Genomic DNA, 23,612 nt, shown 5'->3' on the forward strand with positions numbered 1-23,612 from the left:
ATTATAAATCTAGCACAGCCTCGAACTCGGGGGCAGACAGATCGGCGTGGCGGGCCTCCAAGGCGCCCAGCACCCTGGCCCGGGGGCCCAGGGGCGACCACAGGCGGGGATCGCTGGCCACAAACACCGCCAGGGTGGGGGCGCCCAGGGCGGCGGCCAGATGGCTCACCCCGCTGTCCGCGCCCACGTAGAGCGACGCGCCCCGCAAGGCCTGGGCCAAGTCCTCCATGGCCGGGTCGGCCAGGATTTGGTGGGGCACCTCCGCCAGGGATAGGGCCAGGGCCTGGCGATAGTCGCTTTCCTCGGCCGGCCCCAGCAGTAAGGTAAAGGTGGGATGCTTTTCCAGCAGGCGGCGGGCCAGGAGGGCGGTCAGCTCCGGGTCCAGGCGCTTGGCCCTGCCCCCGCTGCCCGGAGCCAATATAACGCCGGCGGGGCTGCCTGGAGGTGGAAGCAGGGGGCCCAGCGGCCGGGGACTCCCGGCCAGACCCAGGCGCGCCAACTGCTCCACCTGCCAGCGCCCCACCTGTTGGTAAGTCCCTCGGGGCGGGCGGGTGGTCACGGCGCTCACCTGGGGCACGGCCGAGGCCAGGTTTCTCAGCAACACCGGGTCCGGCGCGGCGGCGAACACCACGGCCCGCTCAAAGCCGCGCAGCCATTTAAGCAGGGCGTGCTCCATGGCAGGAGAAAACAGCGAGGCGAAGCGGGCCGCTTCTCGCTCGTGCACCTGCTCGGGGGGCAGAATCAGGCGGCCCCACTCTCCCCGGCCCCACAGGTGCAAGGAACCCAGCCCGGCCAGGCGCCCCAAGGCGGGCCAGGACAGGACAAAATCGCCCAGGGCACCCAGATGCAGGGCCAGGGTGCCGTCTGTGGCCATTCAGCAGGCGGGGCCCTTGGGCGGGGCGTCCAGGGCGCCCTCCTCGGCCAGGCGGTTAATCTCCAGGGCGGCCCGCAGCCCTTCGGCGGCGGCCTGGCCCAGGCCCGCCGGGCTCATGGCGTCGCCCACCAGGAAGATGGCGTTCACCTTGGGCTCCAAGGCCAGGAAGAGTTTTTCGTTGGGCTTGGCCCCCAGGGCCGAGACAAAGGTGTCCACCGGCTCCACGTAGGTCAGCTGGCGGCTGCCGTCGGGCCGGGTGTGCAAAAAGCTCACCTTGTTCTCGAACAGGCGGCGCACCTTGGCCCGGATGTAGCGGCGCACCTTGTACTTGGCCAGTTCGCGGCGCATGTGATAGCGCCGGGCCGGTCCCAGGTCGTTGCCGATGCCCAGGCCCAGCTCGATGATGCACACGTCGTGGCCCCGGGTGGCCAGGTAGTGGGCCACCTCGCTGCCCAGGTTGCCGCCGCCCATCACCGCCACCTTGTAACCGACTTCCACCTCGCCGGAGAGCACCTGGCGGGCGGTGACCAGGGGTGCATCGCCGGCGCCGGGCAGATCGGGCAGGATGGGCTCGCTACCCGCGGCCACCACCACGGCCTGGGGATTGATCTTGCATACCGCGCCCACCGTGGCCTTGGTGCCCAGCCTGACCTCCACGTTGGGCAGCTCCGACAGGGCCTGGCGGTAGAAATCGATCATGCCCCTGAACTCCTGCTTGCCCGGAGGCAGGCAAGCCAGGCGAACTTGCCCGCCCAACTCCTCTTCGGCCTCGAACAGCACCACTCGGTGGCCCAGGCGCCCCAGGGTGGTGGCCGCTTCCGCGCCCGACAAACCGCCGCCCACCACCACGGCGGTGATCGGCTTGGTGGCCGGCTTGAGCTGCTCGGCCTGCACCTCCAGGCCCACCCAGGGATTGGACACGCAGCTGATGGGCGCGCCGAACAGTACCTTGTCGATGCAGCCCTGGTTGCAGCCGATGCAGGGCCGCACCCCGCCGCCGCCTCCCTGGGCCGCCTGGTTGAGCCACTGGGGGTCGGCCACAAAGGCCCGCCCCACGGCCACCATGTCCAGCCCCTCCAGGGCGGCCTCGGCCTCGGGCGCGTTGCGGATGCGCCCCACCCCGGCCACCGGCACCTCCACCGCCTGCCTCACCCGGCGGGCCGCCGCCACGTGCACCCCCGGCGGCACCGGAACCGGCGGCACCACCATGGAGGGAGTTTCGTACACTCCGCCGGTCACCGAGATCAAATCCACCCCCGCGGGCACCAGCAGCTTGGCCGTGGCCGCCGCCTCTTCCGGGCCCATGCCGCCGGCCACGTGGTCGTCGCCCGATAGCCTGAAAGAGATGAGCGCCTGGGGGCCCGCCGCCCGGCGCACCGCCTGGATCACCTCCACGGCGAAGCGGGCCCGGCGCTTCAGGTCGCCGCCGTAGGCGTCCTGGCGCTTGTTGGCATAGGGGGTGATGAACTCGTGCACCAGGTATTCGTGGCCGCCGTGAATCTCCACCCCCTCGAACCCCGCTTCCATGGCCCGCCAGGCGGCCCGGGCAAAGGCCTGAATCATGGCCTCGATCTCGATGACGGTCATGGCCCGGGGGGTGGCGTGGGAGGTGGGGCCGCGCAGGGCGCTGGGGGCCATGGCCTCGCCCACCAGCCGGGGATGGGCGTTTCGCCCGCCGTGAATGAGTTGCAGGATGGGCAGACTGCCCTGCTCCTTGACCGCCGCGGCCAGCTTGGCCATTCCGGGGATTAGAGCATCGTCGTGGGCCATGAAGTTGCGGTCGATCACCTTGCCCGAGTGGTGCACGCAGGCCGCCTCCACCACCAGCAGGCCGGGGCGTCCGGCGGCCCGAGCGCGGTAATAGGCCAGCATGGCGGGGGTCACGTTGCCCTGGCCGTCGGCCAGGTTGCTGCCCATGGAAGGCAAGATGACGCGGTTGGGCAGCGTGTGGCTGCCTATGGTTATGGGGCTGAGCAGCTTTTCAAAAGCGGCCATTTCCTCTCCTGTCCAGAAGGCGAATCGGTGCAAGGAATCCCAACAGGTGGCTCAACATTCTATCTCAGGCAGGCCGCGATATTAAAGGACGCTCTCATCTCCGTTGTCATGGTTGTGCACCCACAGGTCGTCGCGCTTTTCAAACCACCAGTCGGTCCAATCGGTGGTGAGCACCGCCTGTGCCAACTCCTTGGCCGCCTCGGTGTGCAGGCGCTTGAGGGCGTAGTGGATCCAGTGCTTGGCGTAGATGTTGCCCAGATCCTGCTGCTCCTTGAGCTCGATGAGCAGATCAAGCTGGTCCGCGTCCTTGGCCAACCGGGCCTCGGGGGTGCGGCACTGGTTGAACTCTTGGGCCAGTTCCTTGATGCGCGTGGCGGTGGCTTCGGGCAGATCGCGGGTGGCGTGCTCCAGGGCCTTGTCCTCGTCCACGGTGCAGTAGCGCTTGTTCATGTAGTTCAAATCGCCGGTGCGGGCCTCGGCCAGGTCGTGGTGCAGCAGCAAGAGGGCCACCCTGGTCTCGTCCACCCCCTCCACCTCCAGGGCCAGCAGATAGCCCAACAGGGCGGCCCGGAAGCAGTGGTCGGCTATGGATTCGCCGCCGCTGCCCAGAAAGGGATAGCCGGTGCGGGGCATCTTCTTGAGCATGCCCGCCTCGAATAGCAGGCGCGCCAGGGCTTTCATGCGCCCACCTCGGCCGCGCAGGAACGGCACAGGCACCGGCCGTCCACCTCCACGGTGCGGCTGGCCTGGGTGGGCTCGCCGCAACGGGCGCAGAGAATCGATTTCTCGATAACCGCCTCGGCGGGGGGCTCCACCGCCACCTCCTCCACCTTTATGAGCTGCTCCTGGGGCGCATTTAACAGGTCTTTGATAAAGGCCTCGCGGTCCACCTTGCCGTCAGGCCCGGTGTGCTTGAGCCGGTCGCCGATGAAGCTGACCCGAACCGCCCGGTTGCGGCCCCGGTCGATCACGGTGAAGGCCTGTTTGCCATAGTCGCGCCAGATGAGGTTGCCCTTGCCAAAGGTGGTGGAGAGCATCTGCTGAAAGGCGTCCACGCTGCAGGAATTGTTTTCCGCGATGGTCACCACTTCCTCGTCCTCGGACTTGCCCAGATCCAGGGCCCGGGCCGCGGCCTGGGCCGCCCGGTAGCCGATCAACAGCCCGGGACACAGATGGCCGTGGAAAGCCACCACCGGTTTGAGGGGTTCGGGCAATGCTCCTAAATCCATGGCTGTCAACCTCCTTGCATCGATAAGCCGCTCAGACTCTAGCGGCCAAAGGTTATGGACTGCTGGGCCCGGCCGCGCTGGAACAGGACGGACACCTTGGGCTGGTGGCGGCTGCGCACCATTTCCAGGTAGAACTCGTCCACGTCGCCCACCGGTTCGCGGCCAAGACGGCGCACCAGGTCGCCGGGCATCAGACCGGACCGCTGGGCCTTGGAGTCGGGGCGCACCTTGGTCACCATCAGGGCCTGCCCCCGGGCCAGCCGGTTGCGCTGCTCGGCCGAGGCGTCCATGGGTCCTATCTCCAGGCCCAGGCGCTGCCAGACCAGCTCCTTGGCCCGCGCCAGGGGATAAGCCTCGACCACGACGTCGCGGCTTTCGCGCTTGCCTTGGCGCAAAAGCCACATTTTTACTTTTTGGCCGGGAGCCAGCGCGCCCAGGCGGGACTGATAATCCGCCGTGTCCTCCAGGGAAACCCCGTCCAGGGCCAGGACCACCATGCCCCGCTGGATTCCGGCGGCGGCGGCCGGGCTGTCCTTTTCCACCTGCACCACCACCACCCCCGAAGGAGCCTCCAGGCCGAAGTGGGAGGCCAGGCGGGGGGTGATGTCCTGCAACTCCAGACCCAGCCAAGTGGGGATCACCTTGCCGTGGGTCAGCAGGTCGTCCACCACCCGGCGCACCCGGTTAACCGGTATGGCGAAACCGATGCCCTGGGCCCGCTGGAAGATGGCGGTGTTGATGCCCATCACCTCGCCGTCCAGGTTCAACAGCGGCCCCCCGGAGTTGCCGGGGTTGATGCTGGCGTCGGTCTGGATAAGCCCGCCCATCCACTCGCCGCGGCCCACGGGCACCCGCCGGTTCAGCGCGCTGACCACCCCGGTGGTCACGGTGTGTTGCAGGCCAAAGGGGTTGCCGATGGCGATGAGGCTCTCGCCGATCATCAGCGAGCGCGAGTCGCCCAGCTTGACCTGGGGCAAGGGGCTGCCCCGGGGGGTTATCTGGAGCACGGCCAGGTCGGAGGAAGGATCGGATCCCACCAACTTGGCCTTGAACACCCGGCGGTCGGCCAGCTGCACCCGGATGTCGCTACCCCCATCGACCACGTGGCTGTTGGTGACGATTAGGCCCTTTTTTCCGTCAATGACCACCCCGGAGCCCAGGTTGGTCTGCTCCCTCTCCAGGGGCTGGAAAAACTCCTGGAAAAAGCGGTCCAGCATGTCGTCGCCGCTGCTGAAGGTGCGGGTGCGCACCCTGGCGGTGCTGGAGATGTTGACCACCGCCGGTCCGGCGGCGCGCACCACCGACACCACCGGGGTGACCCGGTTCTGGCCCAAGGCCTGGCCCGGCAGGGCCAAAGCGGCCAGGAACAGGCAAACCAGCCAGGGGGCCGTACTGATGACTCGGGGTAAGTTACGCATCCTCATTCATCATTCATCCCATGCACTCGGAAAGCCCGGCGAGCCTGGAAGGCGGCCGAACGCCCAATGCCCTAAGTATGGCCGGTCTGGATGCCCATCGCCAGGGCCATGGGCACAAAACTGATCCCATTATGGGTCTGCATCTCTGCCGTCGGCTCAAAGCCCAGGCGCCGGTATGCTTCGAGCGCGTTGGGCGAGGCGTTCACCGTGACCCTCTCGATAGCGCCCTTTTGCTGCCGATAAAGCTCCAGGGCCCGCCGCAGCAGATGCTTTCCCAGGCCTTGGCCCTGCGAGGCGTCCTCGGTGAAAAACAGGGCGATGTGCCCGGGCTCGCGCATTTCCACGAAAGCCGCCAAGCGCGCCCCGTTCCAGGCGGCCAACATGAGGTTGCCCTCTTCCAGGCGCTGGGCCAGGGCCTCGGGGGTGGCGTAGCTCAAAAACTCCTCCCGCCCCTCGGGGGGGAACCGCGGGGCCACGAACCGGTTGAAAACCCTGACCACCAGTTGGGAAGCCGTGGCCTCCTCGCCGGGGTCAAGCGGTCGAATCTTCATCTGATCCATAACGCCCATGCCTGCCATTCCCTAGCTGACTTAAAAGACCTTCAAAACCATATGAACCTGAGACCATATTGTCAACGCGGCGTAATTTGACCTTTGCGAATCCCGGGGAGTAGACTTTTTTTATGCGCGTTTTGCTGACCAACGATGACGGGGTCTATGCCCCCGGCCTCAAGGCCCTGCACCAGGCCCTGGCCGGGGAACACGAGTTGTGGGTGGTGGCTCCCGAGACCGAGCAGTCGGCCGTGGGACACGCCATCACCCTGGCCGACCCCATCCGGGTGCACCCCCTGACCGCCGAGAGCGGCATGCAGGGCTGGGCGGTCAACGGCACCCCGGCCGACTGCGTGAAGCTGGCGGTGCGCAGCCTTTTGCCCCAGCCGGTGCAGATGGTGATCTCGGGCATCAACCAGGGGGCCAACGTGGGGGTCAACCTCCTGTATTCCGGCACGGTCAGCGCGGCCACCGAGGGGGCCATCATGGGCCTGGGAGCCATCAGCGTGTCCCTGGCCACCCACCACCCCTCGGACTTCGGCCCGGCGGCCCGGGTGATTGCCAGCCTGGTAAAAGCCTGGCCCGGCCTGGGGGTGCCGCCGGGGGTATCGTTGAACGTGAACGTGCCCGCCCTGCCCCCCCAGGAGATAAAAGGCATCCGCCTGGCCCGCCAGTCCACCGCCTCCCTGCGCGAGACATTCTTGGAGCGGCGCGACCCCAGAGGACACACCTATTACTGGCAGGCCGGAGAGGTGATGGGGGTGGACGGCAACGGCGACACCGACTATCCCGCCCTGCTGGAGGGCTATGTGACCATCACCCCGGTGGGCCACGACCTGACTCACGATGGGGCCCTGGAGGCCTTGGCGGATAGCGATTTCGGGCTGAGTCTGTGAACCGCATGCCACGCCAAAAGCGCTAGGCATAGTAGCATATTGTCTCGTAACACCTGGTCACTCCTAGTGTATTAGCCAATGGGTACATTTGCCCCACGGCGGGGGATAATGCACCATTAAACCCCCGGCTTGTAATATTGTGAAAATTGTCCCGTACGGGCCGCCGAGGGGGCGTCACCAGCGAACTTTCCTTTAATGATCGCTCCTAACGGTAATTAGCCAAGTGCTCAAATAGGATATGACCTTAGATGGCATGCAACTTGCTTAGAAAGACGGGCAACATTCACGCGCCTTCCGATAAACATTGGCGCCAGGAGAAAGACAATGCCCGCATACGAGTACATCTGCAGCAACTGCGAAGCCAAGGAACAGCGCATCGGCGGCTTGGACGACCACACCATCATTTGCGACCAGTGCGGCCAGATCATGGTGCGCCAGGCGGATCTGGACACCTTGTTGGCGTCCTACTCTCAGGTAAAGCAGCAGGCCGACAGCCTGGGCTAAAATCTGAGTTTTTCCACCGCCCCTCATCCGAGGCGGTGTCCGGGGTTCTATCATGAACCAATCGGGGCGCCCGGATATGCGGAGCGGCTTGCAAGAGGCCTCTTCCAGAGGCCTCTTCGTTATTCTGGAGCAACTCTACCAAGAGCTTCCCGACACCACCTGTGCCCGCCGCGGCGCCTGCTGTGGCCTGCTCCCCCCGGTTTTCACCGTTGAATTAGCTGGTTGGCTGCATAGCCTGCCAGAGGTCCCCTATAAGGAACGCGCCACTCAGGCCCGGCGCCTGGTGGAGCATTTCCTGGGCAACGCGGCCCAACGCCGCGCCTGCCCCTGGGCCCGCCCCGATGCCTGCGCCATCTACCCCCAGCGCTTCCTGGGTTGCCGCGCCTATGGCCTGTGGTCGCCCGAGGCCTACGCGGTTCGCGCCGCCCAAGCCCTGCGGGGCCAGCAAGCCGTGGCCCAGGCCTGGCAGGGCCTGGGAGTGACGTTGCCCCCCGAGGTGTTGGCCCCGGCCCCGCCTTATTGCCGGCAGGTGCGACCGGCCGGTGGCTCCGGCGTGGACGATACGGCCATTGAGTCGCTGGAGGAACGGGCCCTGGAGTTGAGCCGTGATCTGCCGCCCAGCCTGGAGCGGCTGCACGATTTCGGCGGGGACATCTCCTTTGCCGTGGCCACCCTGGCCCTGGGCCAGGCCCAGGCCCTGAGCCTCAAGGTGGCGGTGACCAAAGCCCTGCTGGCCGGCGACCAGGCCGAAGCCCAGGAATTGCTGGCCAAGGCCGGCACGGCGGCCCGGCGCTGGGCCCAGTCGTTTTAATCTGACATATTAATTAGCATTTACTGGCTATTATATCTTTTTATTAATATCGTTTCTAATTTTGTTTGGCCCGCTTTTCCGCTGCCTTGGCCTGCCTTTTACGGCACCAGTCCTCGTAGCGCCCGGCCAGCTCACGGAAGCGGTCCACGCTGAAAGGCGGCCGCTTGATGGCCGCCAAGGTGCCGGGCCGCACCCTGCCCTCCCGGGCCACCTCTTCCCCCGCCTGGGCGATCAGGGCCAGGTGGGGCTCCAGCACCGCGGGCTCCATCTGGATGGCCAGGGAGCCGGGCACGCAAAACTCGGCAATGCATCGGCCGCCGAAGTTCTCGGCCATGTCGCGGATGGTGGCGATCATGGGCGCGAACACCACCGGCTCGGGAAAGGAGCAGGTGGAGATGAGCATCACCTTGGAGGGCATCCGCCAGACCATGGGATGACGGGTCATGCCGGTCGCATCGCTGAACAAAAAGGGCTGCATGCCGCACACGCAGCGGTCCATCACCACCTTGAGCTGGGCGCTCACCGTGTCGGTGTACACCGGCGAGGCCCATACCACCAGGTCAGATTGCTGCAGAAAAGACACCACCAGGTCCATGTCGTCGCGCTGAGCGCAGCGGCCCGGGTGCAGATGCATGCAGCTCAGACAGGCGGTGCAGGGGGCAATGTCCATATCCGCCGCGTAAAGGGTATCCACCTGGGCTCCCCCCCGCAGCAAGCCCTGGGCCAGGGCCTGGCCCAGCTTGGCGGTGACTCCCTTGGCCCCCCGGGCGCTACCGTTGATTATCACTGCGCGCATTTTTTCCTCCTTCTGCCGGCCAAATTAGCACATCCGTCCCAATCGGGGAAAAAATGCGGCGTCATTTTTTTGACGTTCGCAACCACCACGCGCTGAAGCAGGTCTGCAAAAGGCTCAGACCCACGAAATACCAGGCCCAAAGCGGCCATCCGGCCAAGGTGCCCCCTACCCGCCCCCACGCCCAGTAGTCCTGGGCCGCCAGAAAGATGCCGCCGAACAGCAGCAGGGCCAACCAGCCCCGCTTGCTGAAGCGGGGCAGGCTCAGGCCGCCGGAAAGGAGCTGCACCGCCAGATAGGCCGCGCATGACACGGCCATGACCGGCACGGCGGGCAAAAACCCGCCGGTGGGCAGCAGCTTGAAATGATAGGCCAGGACCAAAACCTCTCCGGCCAGGATGGAGACGATGGCCGCGTTGGCCCGGGGCTTGCGCAGGTACAGGCCCAGGAACACGGTGGGGAACAAGGCGGCCAGGCCGGTGAAGGCGGTGAGCCCCAGCTGGAGAATGGTGGTGTTGGACAGCAGGGCCACGGCCAGCCCGGCCAGGGCCAAGATCACCACGAAGACCCGTCCCACCAGGCCGCTCTGAGCCTTGCGGCCCCGCAGATAAGGGAACAGGTCCCGGCTGAAAATGGAGCTCAGGGTCAAGAGCTGGGAGTCCATGGTGGACATCAGCGCGGCCAGGCCGGCGGCCAACACCAGGGTGCCCATTAAGTCTCCGGCCAGGTGGGTCATCAGCAGGGGCACGATGGCGTCGGACTCGCGCCCGGCCAAATTGGGAAAGGCCAGATGACCCAACACCCCCAGGGCCACGGGCAAGGCGAACACCACCGTGCAGATCAGGGGGTACAGGGCCATGGTGCGGCCCAGGGAACCTTGGCTGCGGGCGGAATAAAAGCGCTGGAAGAGCTGGGGAAACATGGGGTCGCAAAAAAACCACAGGGCCATGAAGCTGAACCACACCGCCGGGCTGTAGACCCCGTGGGGGCCGGGGCGGCTGAACAGGGCGGGCTCGGCCTGGCGCACCTGGTCAAAGGCCCGGCCCCATCCACCGTAATGAGACACCACCAGGCCCAGGGCTCCGGCCATGAGCACCAGCATGAATATCCCCTGGAACACGTCGGTCCAGGCCACGGCCTTGAGCCCGCCCCGCAGGGTGTAGGCCAGGATGATGACCGTGACCAGCGAGGCCCCGGCCCAGGCGGGCAGGCCGAAGAGCTGGCCCAGCACCTTGGCCCCGGCCAGGGGCTGCAGGGCCAGGTAGGGCACGGTGAACACCACCATGACCAAGGCGAACAGCCCGGCCAGGGGACGGCTGGCGTAGACCTGCTCCACCAGTTCGGCCGGGGTCACCAGCTCGTGGGTGCGGCCCCATTCCCAAACCTTGCGGCCCACCAGCCAGAAAGTCAGGGCCATGAAGCCGGTGCCAAAGGCCATGATGGGAAAAAAGCTGAGCCCCTCGCGGTAGCCGGCCCCCGAGGCGCCGAACACGGTGAAGGCGCTGAAGTTGGTGGCGGCCATGGTGCCCACCAGCACGAAAGGCCCCAGACCCCGTCCGGCCAGAAAATAGTCGCTGGGGCCGTCGCGCAGCCGGCTTTTGGCCATAAAGCCCAGGATGAGCACCACCAAGAAATAAACCGTCAGGACAACTATTTTTGTCAGCATGGCTGCAAGGCTCCCGCCCAAAAACAAACGGCCACCCCGGCGCAGACCGGGATGGCCGAAACCTAGAAACATAATCTGCGATTACCTCTATAGCCGCCGCGCCGGGCCTTGGCAAGCAATTATTGGGCTCAGGTAACCCTTAGCCCGCTATATTGTTGACGACTTGGGGCCCCTATGGTAAAAATCGCTCAACGTTTTCCCCGGTAGCTCAGTTGGCAGAGCAGGTGGCTGTTAACCACCGGGCCGTTGGTTCGAGTCCGACCCGGGGAGCCAAAAATTACAAGGAGTTAGGCCTTTTGGCCTAGCTCCTTTTTTTGGCGGGTAAGCAGGGGGTAAGCATCAGGAGCCATTTCGGCTGCCGGTGGATCCTCAATCGCAAGGATCAATCATCAACCGCATTTGGATGTTTTGCGGGAATTATCATGGCCTCACTGTGCAGGGCCACCATAGCCGCCGACTGTACTTGGCCCGAGTCGTGCCGCACCACCTGCTGCAGAACCTTGGCGGAATGCCGGCCCCCAATGCAGCCTAGGGCTCGGGCTGCGGTGCAGCGCACCTGGATCGGCTGGCTGCGATCATTTATCAGATCGGCCAAGGGCCCCACCACTTTCTCTCCACCGATTTTGCCAAGAGCGTGGGCGGCCACTCGGCGCATGGTGGGATCGGGATCGCCCAGCAGCGCGATCAGGGTGGCTGTTGCCTCGGAGCAGCGAATTTCGCCCAAGGTGTAAACCGCCACCGCGCGCACCTGGTCACTCGAAGCCCCCACCAGGGCAATCAGGGTAGCACGGTCCAGCGCGCCGACCGGAGCCATAAGCCCTTGTTGGACGGCCCGGTTACAGGTATCCAAAACCTTCTTTTGCAGGTGGCAAGGTATTGCCTTCGCATGGTCATCTGTCGCGCTCACCCTCGCCTGGGTGGCGCTCACCGCCAAGTCCGGCGCGGGAAACGACCAAAGCAGGACCAGGCACAGCACCCCAGCCAAAAGGCCGTAGGTAATGCGGAGGGTTCCACCACTGGGGCTGCTCTGGGCGTCATTGGCCATTGGCACACCTCCTTGCCAAGATAAAAATAACCGTATCAATAGGTTGCGGAGTAGTTTCGGGGGAGTCGCCACCATTCTGGGTAGTGTCGGTTTCCTGACACTTGGGGCGTGTTGGTCACAGGTGCCCCCCGATGCGATAAAAACTTATCTATGGAAATTCAGGATAGGTATGGGCCGTTACCAAGGTGTTACCATTTTGATCAGAGGGGCAAAGCGCGAGAGGATTGGGCGGGACAAGTTTAATTTTATAGCTTAATTACGCGATGTGGTCCGTCTGGGTCAGTCGCGCTGGTCGGTGATACTCTGCCGGATGGACTCCGTCACCCACCCGGGCTCGGCGTCCATGTGTTCCTTGAGCCATCGGCGGCACTGCTGGTAGGTCTGCAAGGCCTCGCCGATGCGGCCGCTACGCTGCTGTATCAGCATCAATCGCTGATAGGATTCCTCGCGCCAAGGAGCCGCCGCGATGAGCCGTTTGGCGGTCTCCATGGCCTGGGCCACCTGCCAAGCCTCCTCCTGTAACCGCATCAGTTCCTGTAACAGGTCGGCGTACTCGTCGGTAAGTTTTTCCCGGGGCTCCCGGCACCATTCCAAATATTCTTCGTTGGCCAGCAAAGGGCCGGCGTAACTATCCGCCGCCCGCCCCAACAGTTCCAAAAGGCCTTCTTCGTCTCCATCGCGCCGCGCCTGGGCGGCTTGCCGGAGCAGGTCACGGAAATTTTCCACATCCAAGCGGCAACACTCGCGGTTCAGAGATATTCGGCCCCCCTCCAATAGCACATAGGAAGAACCCAGGTCGTTGTTCAGTTCCGGTTCCAGGGCTTTGCGCAAGCGGTGCAGGGTCACGCGAAAGGTGCGCTCGGCGGATTCGGGATCGCTGTCCGGCCAGATGGCCTCCATGAGGCGCTCTTTGGGCAGCCCCCAAGGACCCAGAACCGCCAGGGCCATGAGCAGCAGCTTGGCCTGTTTGCGTCCCCAGGCGCCATTGCCCAGAACGCGTTCCCCCACCTTTACCGAATCCCCCCCCAGCACATTGATCTCCAGCAGGGGAGCGCGGTTTCTCCAGACCGAGCGCTTGCATTCCAAGGCCAAATCGACCACTCGTTGGTCAGGGTGTTTCAGAAGTTCTTCCGCCGCCCGGCGGTAGTCCGGCTCCTGCCTCTGCGCCATGATCGCCATCAATTCGCGGGCCTGGGAGACTGCGCCCATCGCGAGAGACAAAACGATAAGCTCGGCTACCTCCTGGGCCCGCAGCAGCATAAAATAGCCGTAGCCTTTCCCGCGGCGTCGGTCGGCGGCTCGCAGCAACCATCCTTTCACCTCCGGGGAGCCCAGCCCCTGGTCGTGGGCCAGCAAGGCCAAGAACAACTCGCTCTCGTGGAGCAATTGGATGGCTCCGTGGTCCGCATACAGCTGGTGGGCCCGGCGGGCAAATGGCTCCAGCTCCGAGGTCCGGCGCCCCAGGTCGCGGCCCACCATCGCCTTGACCATTAAGCTGGAGGCCAAATGCTGCACCGCCATGCAAAGATCGGTGTCCAGCTCGGTCACGGCCTGGTCTGCCATATCCCAGGCCAGCTGCGGCTCGTACCTGCGGGCGTGACTAATGGCCAAAAGCTCCTTGCTGGTGGCCCGCAGGAATGGGGTTACGGTTTCTGGGGGGATGGCACCGTATTTTGCGGCGCAGATCTTGGCTCGTTCATGGTCTCCGATCAAGGCCGACCAGAGGGTGTCATAGATGATATGCACCGGTAGCAGGTACATTAAACCCTTGCGCGCGATCTTTTCCCCGCCGAAATCCAAGTAGCGGCGCGCCAGGTCGAGATTGCCCTGGAGTAGGTTCAGATAGCTCAAGGGGGCGAAAGCTTCCGCCGGCAACTCGCCCAACGGGGACTGCTTACTCAGGGCGATGAGCTGTCTGCCCTTGTCCTCCGCCTTTTGGAGGTCCCCCGTGAAGTTCAAGGCATCTATGTAATGGATCAGCAGCCCTAGGGTAAGCGGCGGATTGTCGAGTTCCGCGGCGATGAGCTCCGCCTGTTCGCAGGCCCACACCGCCTCGCGCGCGCTGCCCCTTACGGCATACAGCAGGGCGATGTTGCTCAACAGCCCCACCCGTTCCGCCGGGTAAAGCGCGGGCCCCAATTGGTCCAAAAAGCACTTGGCCTCCTTGACGCCGGCCTCGAGCACGCTCCAGGGAAGGGCGAGGTGATGCCCGTCCAAGGAAAGGGCCAATGACAACAGCATTCCTCGGTCGTCCTTGCGCCGGGCGAACTCCATTTTCAACTCCGGCAGGGCGCGCGTCACATAGCCGAAATCCTTCCATAGCAAGGTGCGGCACTGGTAGTAAAGCAACCAGGGGTCCCCGGTTACCAAGGGGGCGGGGATTTTGCCGATCCAGCGCTCCAAATCGGTCAACCTGCCCTGGTCCAGCAACTCGGGGCCCAGCCGTTTGATGGCCGAGGCGGCGGCTTGGTGGTCTCCGGCCTCGTGGTAGCAGCGAAGCGCCTCCTCCCAGTATCCGCGCCCGGCCATGACCTGCCCGGCCCGCAGCATGTAATCTCTTTGCTCCGCTGGTGACAACTGCTCCCGGTAGAGCCTTTGCAAAAATTCGCTGAAAAGCTGATGCAGACGGTAGACCCGGCCGAACTCGTTGTCGAGCGACGAACTGATGAAATGATGACGCCGGCAAAGTTGATCCAATATCTCCTGGGGCTTGGACTCTCCGGTCAGTTCGGCCAAAACGCTCGGTTCCAACACCGACAGCGGGGCGCAACGCACGAGAAAATCACGCACCCTTGCCGTCTCGCTTTGAAAGAGATTGCGTGCGATGTATTGGAACACCTCGTCCTTTACTTTATTTTCCACCTCCAGTTGGAAATAATCCAATTGTCCCAGCTCGGGCATCCCCCGCAGTATTTGGCCGCACAGGATCACTCCCCCGATCCAGCCCTCGCTGAGCCGGTAAATTGCCTCCAACTGGTTTTGACCCGGGGCCTGACCGGTAAGGAGCAACAACAGGGATTCCACTTCTTGGGCGGTGCAGGCCAGATCGCGGTTGCCCAAGGCGAAGGCCCGGCGCTTGATGGTCAGCTCCGGCTGATAGGGCTGGATTTCGCGGGACAGGACGATGATCCGGTGTTCCTCAGGCAAGTTCTCGATGAGGGCGGACAGCAATTCCTGGGAGGACGCGTCTGCTGGCAGCCGATCCAGGCCGTCCAGCACCAGGCTGGTTCCCGGAGGCAGGTTTTCATACAGCAGGCGCGCCAGAAAAACGACCTGAGCCCGGTCCTGCACCGGCATGCGGCCTAGGCCCGCCTCGGATAGCAGGTGGTCCGGCCCGCGGCCCAAAGCTATGGACAGGCTGTGCACCAAAGACAGGAATAAGTTTTCCAGGGGAGCGTCCTCGGCGCCAACATTGAGCCAGGCAATGGGTAAGGTGTTCTTTTCGGCCCAGGAGGATATCAGAGTGGTCTTGCCCTGGGCCGCCTGGCCGGTTACAAACCAGATGTTTTTATGCTGGTTATCCTTCAGCAGGTTCAGCAACCGCTGGCGCTGCAGGACTCTGGGCAAAGAGGGCCTGCGGTATTTGGCAATGGAGACGTAGGATTCATGCATGCTCATCGTACTTTTTGATTCGAACAATCTGCCTTTCGGTGGCAAGAATCTCAATTATTAAAATCATAAAACAACAAACTAATGGGAAACAAGCCGCTTACTCCGGGGACCGCGCCTACCCGGGAGCGGCTACCTGAGTTAACGCTTACCGGCTTGCGGGGCCGCTGCGTGGCCTCCCAGAGCGGCTTCCCTTTTTATAGGTTCAGGGCCAGGCGAGGGCCTGAGTTTGGCGGGAGGGATCAGTCCATTATCCACTCCAAGGCCAGCTGGGAGGCCCTCTCAGGGGAAATCTCCTTGCCCATGGTTGACAGCTTGGCCACCACCTCCGCGGAGGTGATAGGGGCCCTTTGGTCCCCCTCCAGCCGGAACGCCTTTAAGTCCTTGGTCAGGACAAAGGCCACGCCCTCGGATTCCACAAAGCAATCATCATTAGGGCCGAGCTCTAGATAAAGCGGCATGGTCCCCCCTTTCTCCTACCCCCATTGTAGCCCAAAAGCTCAGCCTGGAGGCCGTAAGGCGTCCTCAGGTGGTGGTTCGGTTTGAATGAAAAAGGATGTTGGGCCCCTCAGCCTTATAGCGGGGGGTTCACGAGGTCTTGGAACTTATCGACCGTCTCAGAGACGAGTTTTAAGAACTGGTTGAGCGTTGGGATAATCGGCTGGCCCTTGTAGGGCATTGGGTCACCGAAAAACATGTCGAGATTAGCCTTACCCTTGTTTGTGATCTTAAGATTTTCGGACGTGTTTATTGCAAGAAGTTCTCTGCCCTCCCTGACCTCAAGGGTTCCGTTGATGAATTTTGTTCCCTTGTCCCCTTCTGCAGACACACCGCTCACCAAGGTCGTAGCCAAGGTGGGGATAATGATTTTGTGCTTGTCGTAGATGTCCAGGCTGTGGAGGGCGTACAGGGCGTCATTCCCTCCAGGGTATGGCTTAATATCATCAATTATGAGCTGGCCGATAGTTGAGGTGGTTTCCTTTTTAAGTATTTGTTTGACGGCTTTTTCAAGGTCCCGCCTAGTCTTGCGAAACGGGAACATTAGCCTATCGTCTGGTGTTTCCCCCGTCCTAAGAACCGAATCCCAAACAGCTAAATCCAACGCCGCCCTGAGGTTATGAATGGCATCCCCAACAACGAGGGCGGTACGCGACGGGAGTTGGGCGTTGAATTCAAGGCAGAGGCTGTTGCGTCCCGTATGGATGTTTTCCTTAACCACGAGACGATAGAAGTCAGACTGGCTTATGTGTTGCAAAATAGAGTTAAGTTCACCGATGTGGTGCTTGGCCCTATCAACCTTTAATCTGGCACCGTCAAAGTAATCGCCCACGAGACTGCCGCCGAGTTTTGGAGTGTGGCCCTAGTCTAACAGAGCCGCTCTCCTCACCAAATCCCCAACGTGGTCACTACGTCCTTTCTTTCTTGCCGTCCAGCAGGATTTCATCGCCGCCGTGCTGCCACACCACCAGGGCGTCTCGGCATCCGCCCTCGGCCAATATGTTTTCCTCGTAATAGAGATTCCGCTGTCGCAAAAAACCTTTTTTGCGCCCGCAACCATGGCAAATTGTTGGGTAATTTAATTCTGTGCAGTTTGCAGTAGCGGGGCGCAGCGGAATCCCAGTATTCTAACCGCAAGAGAACGTACCCCCCCGAGTCGCGCCGGGGGCCCGATAATTAAGCCTGGCAAACCTAAGGAGATTAGGTATGGCAGGCTTTTCCAATTATCCCATCCCACCCGCGTTGTTAACCTCCCCCCAAGCCTCCGATTACTGCGGCTTTTCGCACCGCACGTTTGAGAACTGGCGGCTCAGAGGCGGTGGCCCGCCTTTTTGTAAACTCGGCGGAGCTGTTCGGTATCGGCTGGCCGACCTCGACCGCTGGATCGAAGACAACCTCCGCGAGTCCACCTCCTCCGACGGCGAGAACTAGCCATGGGTTGGTCTGACCTACTACCCGCGCTGGTCACAGGCGGCACAGCCCTGCTTGGCGGCTTGGCGAGCGGAGATTCACTAACTGGCAGTCCACCGCAACCGGGCAAGAAGAGCGTGCAGCCCTCCACAGCCGAGGGTCAGCAACTATTGGCCTCTTTGCAGAACGACATCTTGCGCGCCAAGCCCATGAACCTGTCCGTGAAGGGGGTGAACATCCCCATCCTGGACCCGTTCATGAAGGCCAAGGCCCGCACGGCAAAGAATCTGATGGCGGGCGAAGTTGACGGGACGCCCGGAGACGGAGGGCTGCTTGGCCGCCTCGCATGGCCGATTGGCGCCGCGGCCAACCTGTTGGGCGACGTGGACAGTTCGATGATTGATTTGGGCGACTGGTCCAACGATGAGTCTGGCGCCTACGATCCTACCGGATACGATTGGACCGACCTTATCTGGAAGGGCCTGTAATGGCTGGTGGGCCGGTAACAGCGCTTCGGGGTGATCCCGGCCCAGGGAGCGCCGAAGACCACGCCTGCATGAAGGCTGCGGTTGATGCCCGCGTCGAGGAGGAGCGGGCGAATTATGGGCCGCCGCCCAACCCGTTTGAGTGCAAGCCCTGTCCCGGCGAGTGGTTCCGTGAGGATCCACCACCCCGTAAGTACCTATTTGACGAGGTCGTGCCTGAGGGCTTGGTGGCTGGCCTTGGTGGTTCGGGGGGCGGGGGCAAGACCTTTATCGCTACGCAAATGGCGATATCCGCCGCGACGGGCAGAACCTTCGGCCCCTTTCAGCCGGCCGGCGCACGCCCTGCAATGATAGTGCTGCTTGAGGACGTGGAGTCGGAAGCGCGGCGCCGCCTACATGACATCGGTAAGGTGTGGGGTCTGAGCCCACAACACATAGAGGCGCTAGAAACGAACCTGTATGTTGTGTCCATGGTCGGCAGGATGCGCCCCCTAGTTGAGCTTGACGCTGCCGGCAACCCCACACTCACCGAGACCTACTATCAGCTTTTAGAGGCGGTCATCAAGTTGGGGATACGTTTTCTGCTCGTCGACCCCAAATCGCGAACATCACGGCTTGATGAAAACCGTGCAGAGCATGCAGTAGCCCACTCCCAGATGTGGGAGCAAATGGTTGCGGCTGTGCCGGGCTTGGTGGTGTTGTTTACGCACCACAGTCCTAAAGGGTTATCAGACCAAGGGCGCATGAGCGCCGACACAGTTTTTCGGGGGTCGTCAGGCCTTGTTGACTCAATCAGGTGGGGTGCCGGGCTGCGCGTGATGACTCGGGCTGACGCCGAAATGTACGGAGTACAAAACCATCGAGACTACGCCGAGCTAGACCTGGTCAAGGTCAACTATGCTCCGCAGTGGCCTGGCCCGGTCTACTTCGAACGTGGCCCCGGCGGGGTTTTGATTCCCGCAAACCTACAGCGAGACCGCGCGGTGCTAACCACAGAGGCGTTCGCCAGGGCCCTGGCCGAGGACGGCGGCGAGTACAGCCGGCGCGAGCTAAGCAGGTCGCCTGGGGCTGGTATCAGGGGCAATCTCAAGGACTGGTTGCCCGGCTGGAAAGCCTCCCACCTCGACCGGACGATTGATACCGCGTTGCGCCAGGGCCTTGTGGAAGAGGTCCAGATATTGGCCGGGCCGAAGTCCACACCCAAATTGGTATTACGGCCGGTGACGGAGCCCAGCGCATGAGTTTATACCCGTCAAATTTTAACCTGGTGGATACCCGGCAAGAAAAAAACATGTCGAGTATTAACCTGCTGTTTTGGCTCGATAATGCCCGCAAACAAACCTGTCAAATTTTATACCTGTCGAAAATCAAATCTGCCAAGTTTATCTACCTGATTTTACATAACTTTAAACCTGTCAATACCCGCCCCCCTAAAGGGGGGGGGAGAAAAGCCTGCCGGGAATCGCCGGGCAGGGTTTTCTCCCATGCCCCCCTTGGGGCCATGCCGCCTTATCGGAGGGACCCAATGACCACCCTACCTGACCTGTACCGAGCCGATGGCTACGTGGCCAAGCGGGTGTCCAGCACCGGCGGCGGTGAGCATGCCGGGCCCTGCCCGCACTGCGGTGGCCGGGACCGCTTCCACCTGTGGCCGGAGACTGGGCGCTGGTGGTGCAGGCAGTGCAACAAGTCGGGGGACCTCCCTGGCTACCTGATGGAGTTTCACGGCATGGCCTATCCTGCGGCCATGGAACGCCTTGGACTTGACCTGCCCAAGCGGCCCCTACGGGCCGTGGCCAAGTCCCAGCCCACGCCCTGGGCCCCGAAGGCCGCCACGCAGCCCCTGTCCCTCTGGGCTGATGAAGCTGAGGACCTAGTCACGCGGGCCCACGCCCAACTCTTGGGCGATGCCAAGGCAATTTCGTATCTGAGGGGCCGTGGTTTGACCCTGGAGAGCATAAAAGCCTTCCGCCTGGGTCTGCTCCTCAAGAATTCGTACCGTGAACGTAGCGCCTGGGGTTTGCCTGAGGTGCTCCATGAAGACGGGCCGCGCAAAGGCAAGCCCAAGCTGTTGTGGATTCCGGCCGGTATCGTGATCCCCACCTTCGGTCAGGACAACGAGGTGGTGGGCATCAAGATTCGGCGTTGGGATGGCGAACCCCGTTATTACCGTCTGCCGGGATCGGCTAACCGCTGTCTGGTGGCGGGCTCCGGCCCCGTGGTGGTTGTGGTTGAGAGCGAGCTTGATGCTCTGCTGTTGGCCCAGGTGGCCGGTGATATTGTGACCGCCGTGGCCCTGGGGAGCGCTCAAGCGCGGCCGGATGCCGAAACCCACGACCGGCTCATGGCGGCGGCCACGATCCTCCAAGCCCTCGACTATGACGAGGCCGGGGCCAAGGCAGCCTGGGGCTGGTGTCGCGACATCTACCAGCAAGCCGTGCGCTGGCCGGTGCCCGAGGGCAAGGACCCAACAGAGGCCCTCCAGGCTGACGTTGACCTTCGCTTGTGGGTCAAGGCGGGCATCGACAGTGCGGCCCCCAAGAAGGTTTCCCTCGCCCCGCAGCCGCAGGGCTCTGTCGATGAACGATCCCACGGCGATGCGGGTGAGGCTGGAGACAACCAGGAGCAGACCGCGGCTCCTGAATCTAACACCATCGCGTTTGCATGGGGCCACCACGAAAAGCCAAAGATAGACAACCTGGTGTTGTGCCGAACCTGCGAGACCTTTAAGCACGGATCAGGTGATACCCGCAACGCTTTTGGCCTTTGCCGGGGCTCGCCCTGGGATGGCCATCCGGGCCAGTGGCCGGGGGCCGAGCACCCTTGTCCAAACTTCAAACTCACAGGAGATTTTAATGACAACACCGAAAGACAACTTGCGAGTTAACGCGAACCTCGCCGAAGCCCTTGAGTTCTTGAACGGCTTGGGCCACCGCTACGCTGCGGAGGCGCGATAATTCGCCGACCTAGGTGAACCGGAAGGCCCCTGGGAAGAATCATCGGTGGCTGGCGTGGCGAAATTCGGGGCAGCCCTTCTCGGCATCATGCAGGCCATCGAACAACATCTTGAGCGCATCGCGCAGGGAGTCAGAAAGCAATGAAGAATAATCAAGGAAACGCTCCGGCAACCACCATCGAGACCCAGCCCCCCGACCAGCCGGACGAGGGCAGGCCACCCAGTGAAGAAAGGGTTGACGCCTATCAGCACTTGCTAACGTTTGCCCAACGAGTTGAGGCAACAGGAAAACGGTATATTGAACTGGAGCAGGACACGGAGGGCCTAAACTGCCTTTGGCTCGGGGCCCAGGCGCGATACATGGCCGCCAAGCTGGATGAGGAAAGCGTCCAGTCCCAAACACTTACCGGCATCGAAATGTTGTTGGAACAGTTGGTTCAGGGGCGCGGCTACTGATGGGAAAGCCTGCAAATGCAGGGGGAATGCAGGGCCGTGACAAGACCGGAAGGTTTAAACCAGGTCGTTCCGGCAACCCCAAAGGGAAAAAGCCCGGCACCCGCCACAAGGCCACCATGGCGGCCCAGGAGCTTTTGGACGGCGAAAGCGAGGCCTTGACCCGCCGAGCGGTGGATCTCGCTCTGGGGGGCGACGTGGCGGCCCTGCGCCTTTGCCTGGAGCGGCTGATCCCGCCGCGCAGGGACAGCCCGGTCAACCTTGGATTGCCCCCCATTGAGAATGCCTGTGGCGCCTCTAAGGCTTTGTCGGCATTGCTGGCAGCGGTGAGTAATGGCGAGTTGTCACCAGGCGAAGCGAAACCTATTGCCGACCTGATTGAGGCGCTTAGGCGGACCTTGGAAGTTGAGGACTTGGAAGCGCGCCTTGAGGCGCTCGAAAAACGACTTGGGCCGGAGATCGTGCAATGAGAGCCATACATAAAAGAGTTGGTCGTCTTGAGAAAGCAGTTCGGGGCGACAGGGACGTTGAGCGGCGGTATGAGGTTTTTCGGCAGGGGCTTGCTGAATTTTTCCCCGGGGGTAAGGTTTCCCCCAGCCGCACAACCGGGGCGACCGGAGATGATGACGTCCTGCGCGGCGTTCAGGACCCCGAGTTGCGGCGAAAGCTAGATGAGTTTCTCGCCCCCTTCCAGCCCACTCCGGGGGAAGAGCCCGGCCAACCCTGAAACCCGTCGCTACCCTGGGCGCCACTCATAAGGGTGGCGTCCGCCCATGTCCTGGGCGGGATGGGCGTCGGTTATTCGGTAGTCTCTCCCTCGGGCGGCAGAAGGATGTACCTCGGCAGGGTTATCTCGTTCGCCTGCATCATCGCGTCCTCGTGCATCTGTACTCTCGTCAGAGGATAAGTGGATACCAAGGACAACAATTTAACAGAGCAACAACAAGTTGATTTAAGTTGATGCAGCTCAGCAATCAACCTTTCTTCTCTGAGTGTGGTCATTCTGGTCAAGGGCAAAATTTATCAATAGGCCTTTTCCTTTTTTCCGGACAAAGCCAGTTTAAGGGCGATCGCGCTTTCAAGCTTCTCTTCGCGCTCAGTTAAGACCCGGCGCATGGATGTGGATCGAGAATTGGCGCCCCTCATCTTAGCAACGTGGTCCCGGCCACAAGCAAGTATTTCAGGTTCGACGCCAATCCTCGAATAGCGCGTTCGCTTTTTTTAGGCCAACAATCTCCTTTTTGCTCAGGCCACGACTGGGTATTTGGAGTTATAAACTTCTCCGGTGGTCAATAGCTTGTGGGCCAGGACTAGAAGTCTTCTGGCCAAGGCAACTGCAGCCACCTTCTTTCCCCGCTTCACAATCAGCCTGCGGGACCATTTACGCAAAGGGATCGTGAGATTCTTACTGCGCATGGCCGCCCAGGCGGCCTGCACCGCGAAATAGCGCATCAGACTTCGTCCCTGGCGGGTTATCCCTCCCCGGCGTTGCACCGCTCCGCTGTCACGGGACGAGGGGATCAGACCGGCATAACTGGCCAGCTGATTTGAGCGCCTGAAACGCTTTATGTCATCTATGCCGCTGAGAATGCCCAGGGTGACGATGGGGCCGAAACCGGGCATCTCCAGAAGCAGTTGCGCCTCAGGCCAACAGCTCAACTCCTCATGGACCAAGGCATCAAACTCCTGCCTTTGCTGCTCCAAGTGGTCCCAGATGCTGCGTTGGGTGATCAGGAATGGCTTCATCCAAATGGGCACCGCCGGATTATCAAGGACTTTTTCCCAGTGGCTATCCTTGGGCCATTGGGCCTTTTTCATCTCCACCCCAACCGAACGCAGCATGGCCTTTACTGCGTTTACCGTCATATTGCGCTGCTTGAGAATTTGCTGCCGAGTCTGCATCAAAGAGCGGGCCCGACGTGCTTTTTCTCTAGGCACATTGACCGCGATTCGCTCAGCCAAGCCACCTCGCAGCCCATCGGCAAGGGCCCGGGCATCGTGGCGGTCGCTCTTCTTCTTACTGTCGGCGATCATTTTGAATTGACGGGCGTCGACCACGATGGGCTCAATTCCAGCCTCACGCAACACATCCACCACCCACCAGGTCATGGAGCCAGTTTCAAGAGCAACCGCTATTTCGTCTTTGGGCCAACGATGGATTGCATCAAGCCATCCAGTTTCACCGCTGGGAACCGTACCCCGGTGGATGACTTTGCCCTCCTGATCCAAAGCGCAAAAAGTCGTGGTCTTCTTGTGAATGTCCATGCCAACATAAATCATGGTCAACCCTCCCTTTAATGGTCTCTAAGTACCCAAGACCATTGTCCCAAAGCGGGGGGATGACCACACTCATCTCATCTTAGCATCACCTACACCTCTCCCTTGCCGCGCAAACTGTAGCTTGCCTTACCTCCCTCAA

At 62.3% G+C, this 23,612-nt stretch carries 23 protein-coding genes and 1 tRNA gene; 10 read left to right on the forward strand and 14 right to left on the reverse strand.

Features of this window, described 5'->3' with window-relative positions; all coding sequences use genetic code 11:
• Position 1: 1 nt before the first annotated feature.
• From AACH32_RS11640 to AACH32_RS11665, 6 genes are all read right to left on the reverse strand, one after another.
• Positions 2–874 carry a glycosyltransferase family 9 protein gene (locus AACH32_RS11640; protein ID WP_338599514.1) on the reverse strand — a complete coding sequence of 291 codons (873 nt, stop codon included), beginning with the start codon at positions 872–874 and terminating at the stop codon, positions 2–4.
• On the reverse strand, positions 875–2,869 hold the full coding sequence (locus tag AACH32_RS11645) for an FAD-dependent oxidoreductase (protein ID WP_338599515.1): 1,995 nt from the start codon (positions 2,867–2,869) through the stop codon (positions 875–877).
• Between the two features lie 81 nt (positions 2,870–2,950).
• A complete protein-coding gene (locus tag AACH32_RS11650; RefSeq protein ID WP_338599516.1) occupies positions 2,951–3,550 on the reverse strand; it encodes an HD domain-containing protein in 600 nt (199 codons plus the stop codon).
• Positions 3,547–4,098: an FmdE family protein gene (locus AACH32_RS11655; protein WP_338599518.1), complete on the reverse strand. Its 552-nt coding sequence runs from the start codon at positions 4,096–4,098 to the stop codon at positions 3,547–3,549. The genes AACH32_RS11650 and AACH32_RS11655 overlap by 4 nt, the downstream gene beginning before the upstream one ends.
• Before the next feature lie 38 nt (positions 4,099–4,136).
• Entirely contained in the window at positions 4,137–5,522 is a 1,386-nt protein-coding gene (locus AACH32_RS11660) for a trypsin-like peptidase domain-containing protein (RefSeq protein ID WP_338599519.1), read from the reverse strand.
• 65 nt (positions 5,523–5,587) lie between these two features.
• Positions 5,588–6,085 carry a GNAT family N-acetyltransferase gene (locus tag AACH32_RS11665; protein ID WP_338599520.1) on the reverse strand — a complete coding sequence of 166 codons (498 nt, stop codon included), beginning with the start codon at positions 6,083–6,085 and terminating at the stop codon, positions 5,588–5,590.
• A 113-nt stretch (positions 6,086–6,198) separates the two neighbouring features.
• On the opposite strand from AACH32_RS11665, the gene surE reads away from it, so the two are divergent.
• The 3 genes from surE (at position 6,199) to AACH32_RS11680 (ending at position 8,278) form a co-directional block, all read left to right on the forward strand.
• The gene (gene surE / locus AACH32_RS11670) at positions 6,199–6,963 is read left to right on the forward strand and encodes a 5'/3'-nucleotidase SurE (protein ID WP_338599522.1); all 765 of its coding nucleotides are present in this window, start codon (positions 6,199–6,201) and stop codon (positions 6,961–6,963) included.
• A 324-nt stretch (positions 6,964–7,287) separates the two neighbouring features.
• Positions 7,288–7,467: a hypothetical protein gene (locus tag AACH32_RS11675; protein ID WP_338599524.1), complete on the forward strand. Its 180-nt coding sequence runs from the start codon at positions 7,288–7,290 to the stop codon at positions 7,465–7,467.
• Between the two features lie 52 nt (positions 7,468–7,519).
• On the forward strand, positions 7,520–8,278 hold the full coding sequence (locus AACH32_RS11680) for a YkgJ family cysteine cluster protein (RefSeq protein WP_338599526.1): 759 nt from the start codon (positions 7,520–7,522) through the stop codon (positions 8,276–8,278).
• Positions 8,279–8,333: 55 nt separating this feature from the next.
• On the opposite strand, the gene AACH32_RS11685 is transcribed toward AACH32_RS11680, so the two are convergent.
• On the reverse strand, positions 8,334–9,074 hold the full coding sequence (locus AACH32_RS11685; protein ID WP_338599528.1) for a flavodoxin family protein: 741 nt from the start codon (positions 9,072–9,074) through the stop codon (positions 8,334–8,336).
• A 61-nt stretch (positions 9,075–9,135) separates the two neighbouring features.
• On the reverse strand, positions 9,136–10,737 hold the full coding sequence (locus tag AACH32_RS11690) for a sodium:solute symporter family protein (protein ID WP_338599530.1): 1,602 nt from the start codon (positions 10,735–10,737) through the stop codon (positions 9,136–9,138).
• Between the two features lie 197 nt (positions 10,738–10,934).
• Between AACH32_RS11690 and AACH32_RS11695 the strand changes: the two genes are divergently transcribed.
• Positions 10,935–11,010, forward strand: a tRNA-Asn gene (locus AACH32_RS11695).
• Between the two features lie 109 nt (positions 11,011–11,119).
• On the opposite strand, the gene AACH32_RS11700 is transcribed toward AACH32_RS11695, so the two are convergent.
• From AACH32_RS11700 to AACH32_RS11720, 5 genes are all read right to left on the reverse strand, one after another.
• Positions 11,120–11,782, reverse strand: a complete 663-nt coding sequence (locus tag AACH32_RS11700) for a HEAT repeat domain-containing protein (protein WP_338599532.1) — start codon at positions 11,780–11,782, stop codon at positions 11,120–11,122.
• 279 nt (positions 11,783–12,061) lie between these two features.
• Positions 12,062–15,400, reverse strand: a complete 3,339-nt coding sequence (locus AACH32_RS11705) for a BTAD domain-containing putative transcriptional regulator (RefSeq protein ID WP_338599535.1) — start codon at positions 15,398–15,400, stop codon at positions 12,062–12,064.
• A 233-nt stretch (positions 15,401–15,633) separates the two neighbouring features.
• On the reverse strand, positions 15,634–15,852 hold the full coding sequence (locus AACH32_RS11710; protein ID WP_338599538.1) for a hypothetical protein: 219 nt from the start codon (positions 15,850–15,852) through the stop codon (positions 15,634–15,636).
• A 113-nt stretch (positions 15,853–15,965) separates the two neighbouring features.
• Positions 15,966–16,721 carry a hypothetical protein gene (locus tag AACH32_RS11715; protein ID WP_338599541.1) on the reverse strand — a complete coding sequence of 252 codons (756 nt, stop codon included), beginning with the start codon at positions 16,719–16,721 and terminating at the stop codon, positions 15,966–15,968.
• A 76-nt stretch (positions 16,722–16,797) separates the two neighbouring features.
• Positions 16,798–16,923, reverse strand: coding sequence for a hypothetical protein (locus AACH32_RS11720; protein ID WP_338599544.1), 126 nt, complete (start codon positions 16,921–16,923; stop codon positions 16,798–16,800).
• A gap of 172 nt (positions 16,924–17,095) precedes the next feature.
• On the opposite strand from AACH32_RS11720, the gene AACH32_RS11725 reads away from it, so the two are divergent.
• From AACH32_RS11725 to AACH32_RS11750, 6 genes are all read left to right on the forward strand, one after another.
• Positions 17,096–17,320 (forward strand): helix-turn-helix transcriptional regulator, encoded by a 225-nt coding sequence (locus tag AACH32_RS11725; RefSeq protein ID WP_338599546.1) that lies wholly within the window; start codon positions 17,096–17,098, stop codon positions 17,318–17,320.
• 2 nt (positions 17,321–17,322) lie between these two features.
• Positions 17,323–17,787, forward strand: a complete 465-nt coding sequence (locus AACH32_RS11730; protein ID WP_338599548.1) for a hypothetical protein — start codon at positions 17,323–17,325, stop codon at positions 17,785–17,787.
• Positions 17,788–17,855: 68 nt separating this feature from the next.
• Positions 17,856–19,025: an AAA family ATPase gene (locus tag AACH32_RS11735; protein WP_338599551.1), complete on the forward strand. Its 1,170-nt coding sequence runs from the start codon at positions 17,856–17,858 to the stop codon at positions 19,023–19,025.
• Complete coding sequence (locus AACH32_RS11740; protein ID WP_338599554.1) at positions 19,022–20,671, forward strand: primase-helicase zinc-binding domain-containing protein; 1,650 nt, start codon at positions 19,022–19,024, stop codon at positions 20,669–20,671. Before AACH32_RS11735 ends, AACH32_RS11740 begins: the two co-directional genes overlap by 4 nt.
• A 210-nt stretch (positions 20,672–20,881) precedes the next feature.
• Positions 20,882–21,196: a hypothetical protein gene (locus AACH32_RS11745; RefSeq protein WP_338599557.1), complete on the forward strand. Its 315-nt coding sequence runs from the start codon at positions 20,882–20,884 to the stop codon at positions 21,194–21,196.
• Entirely contained in the window at positions 21,196–21,663 is a 468-nt protein-coding gene (locus tag AACH32_RS11750) for a DUF5681 domain-containing protein (protein ID WP_338599560.1), read from the forward strand. Before AACH32_RS11745 ends, AACH32_RS11750 begins: the two co-directional genes overlap by 1 nt.
• Before the next feature lie 775 nt (positions 21,664–22,438).
• Here AACH32_RS11750 and AACH32_RS11755 read toward each other — a convergent pair.
• Positions 22,439–23,473 carry an IS110 family transposase gene (locus AACH32_RS11755; RefSeq protein WP_338606643.1) on the reverse strand — a complete coding sequence of 345 codons (1,035 nt, stop codon included), beginning with the start codon at positions 23,471–23,473 and terminating at the stop codon, positions 22,439–22,441.
• Between the last annotated feature and the right edge of the window lie 139 nt (positions 23,474–23,612).

This window comes from Desulfoferula mesophila, assembly GCF_037076455.1.
Lineage (GTDB): Bacteria > Desulfobacterota > Desulfarculia > Desulfarculales > Desulfarculaceae > Desulfoferula > Desulfoferula mesophila.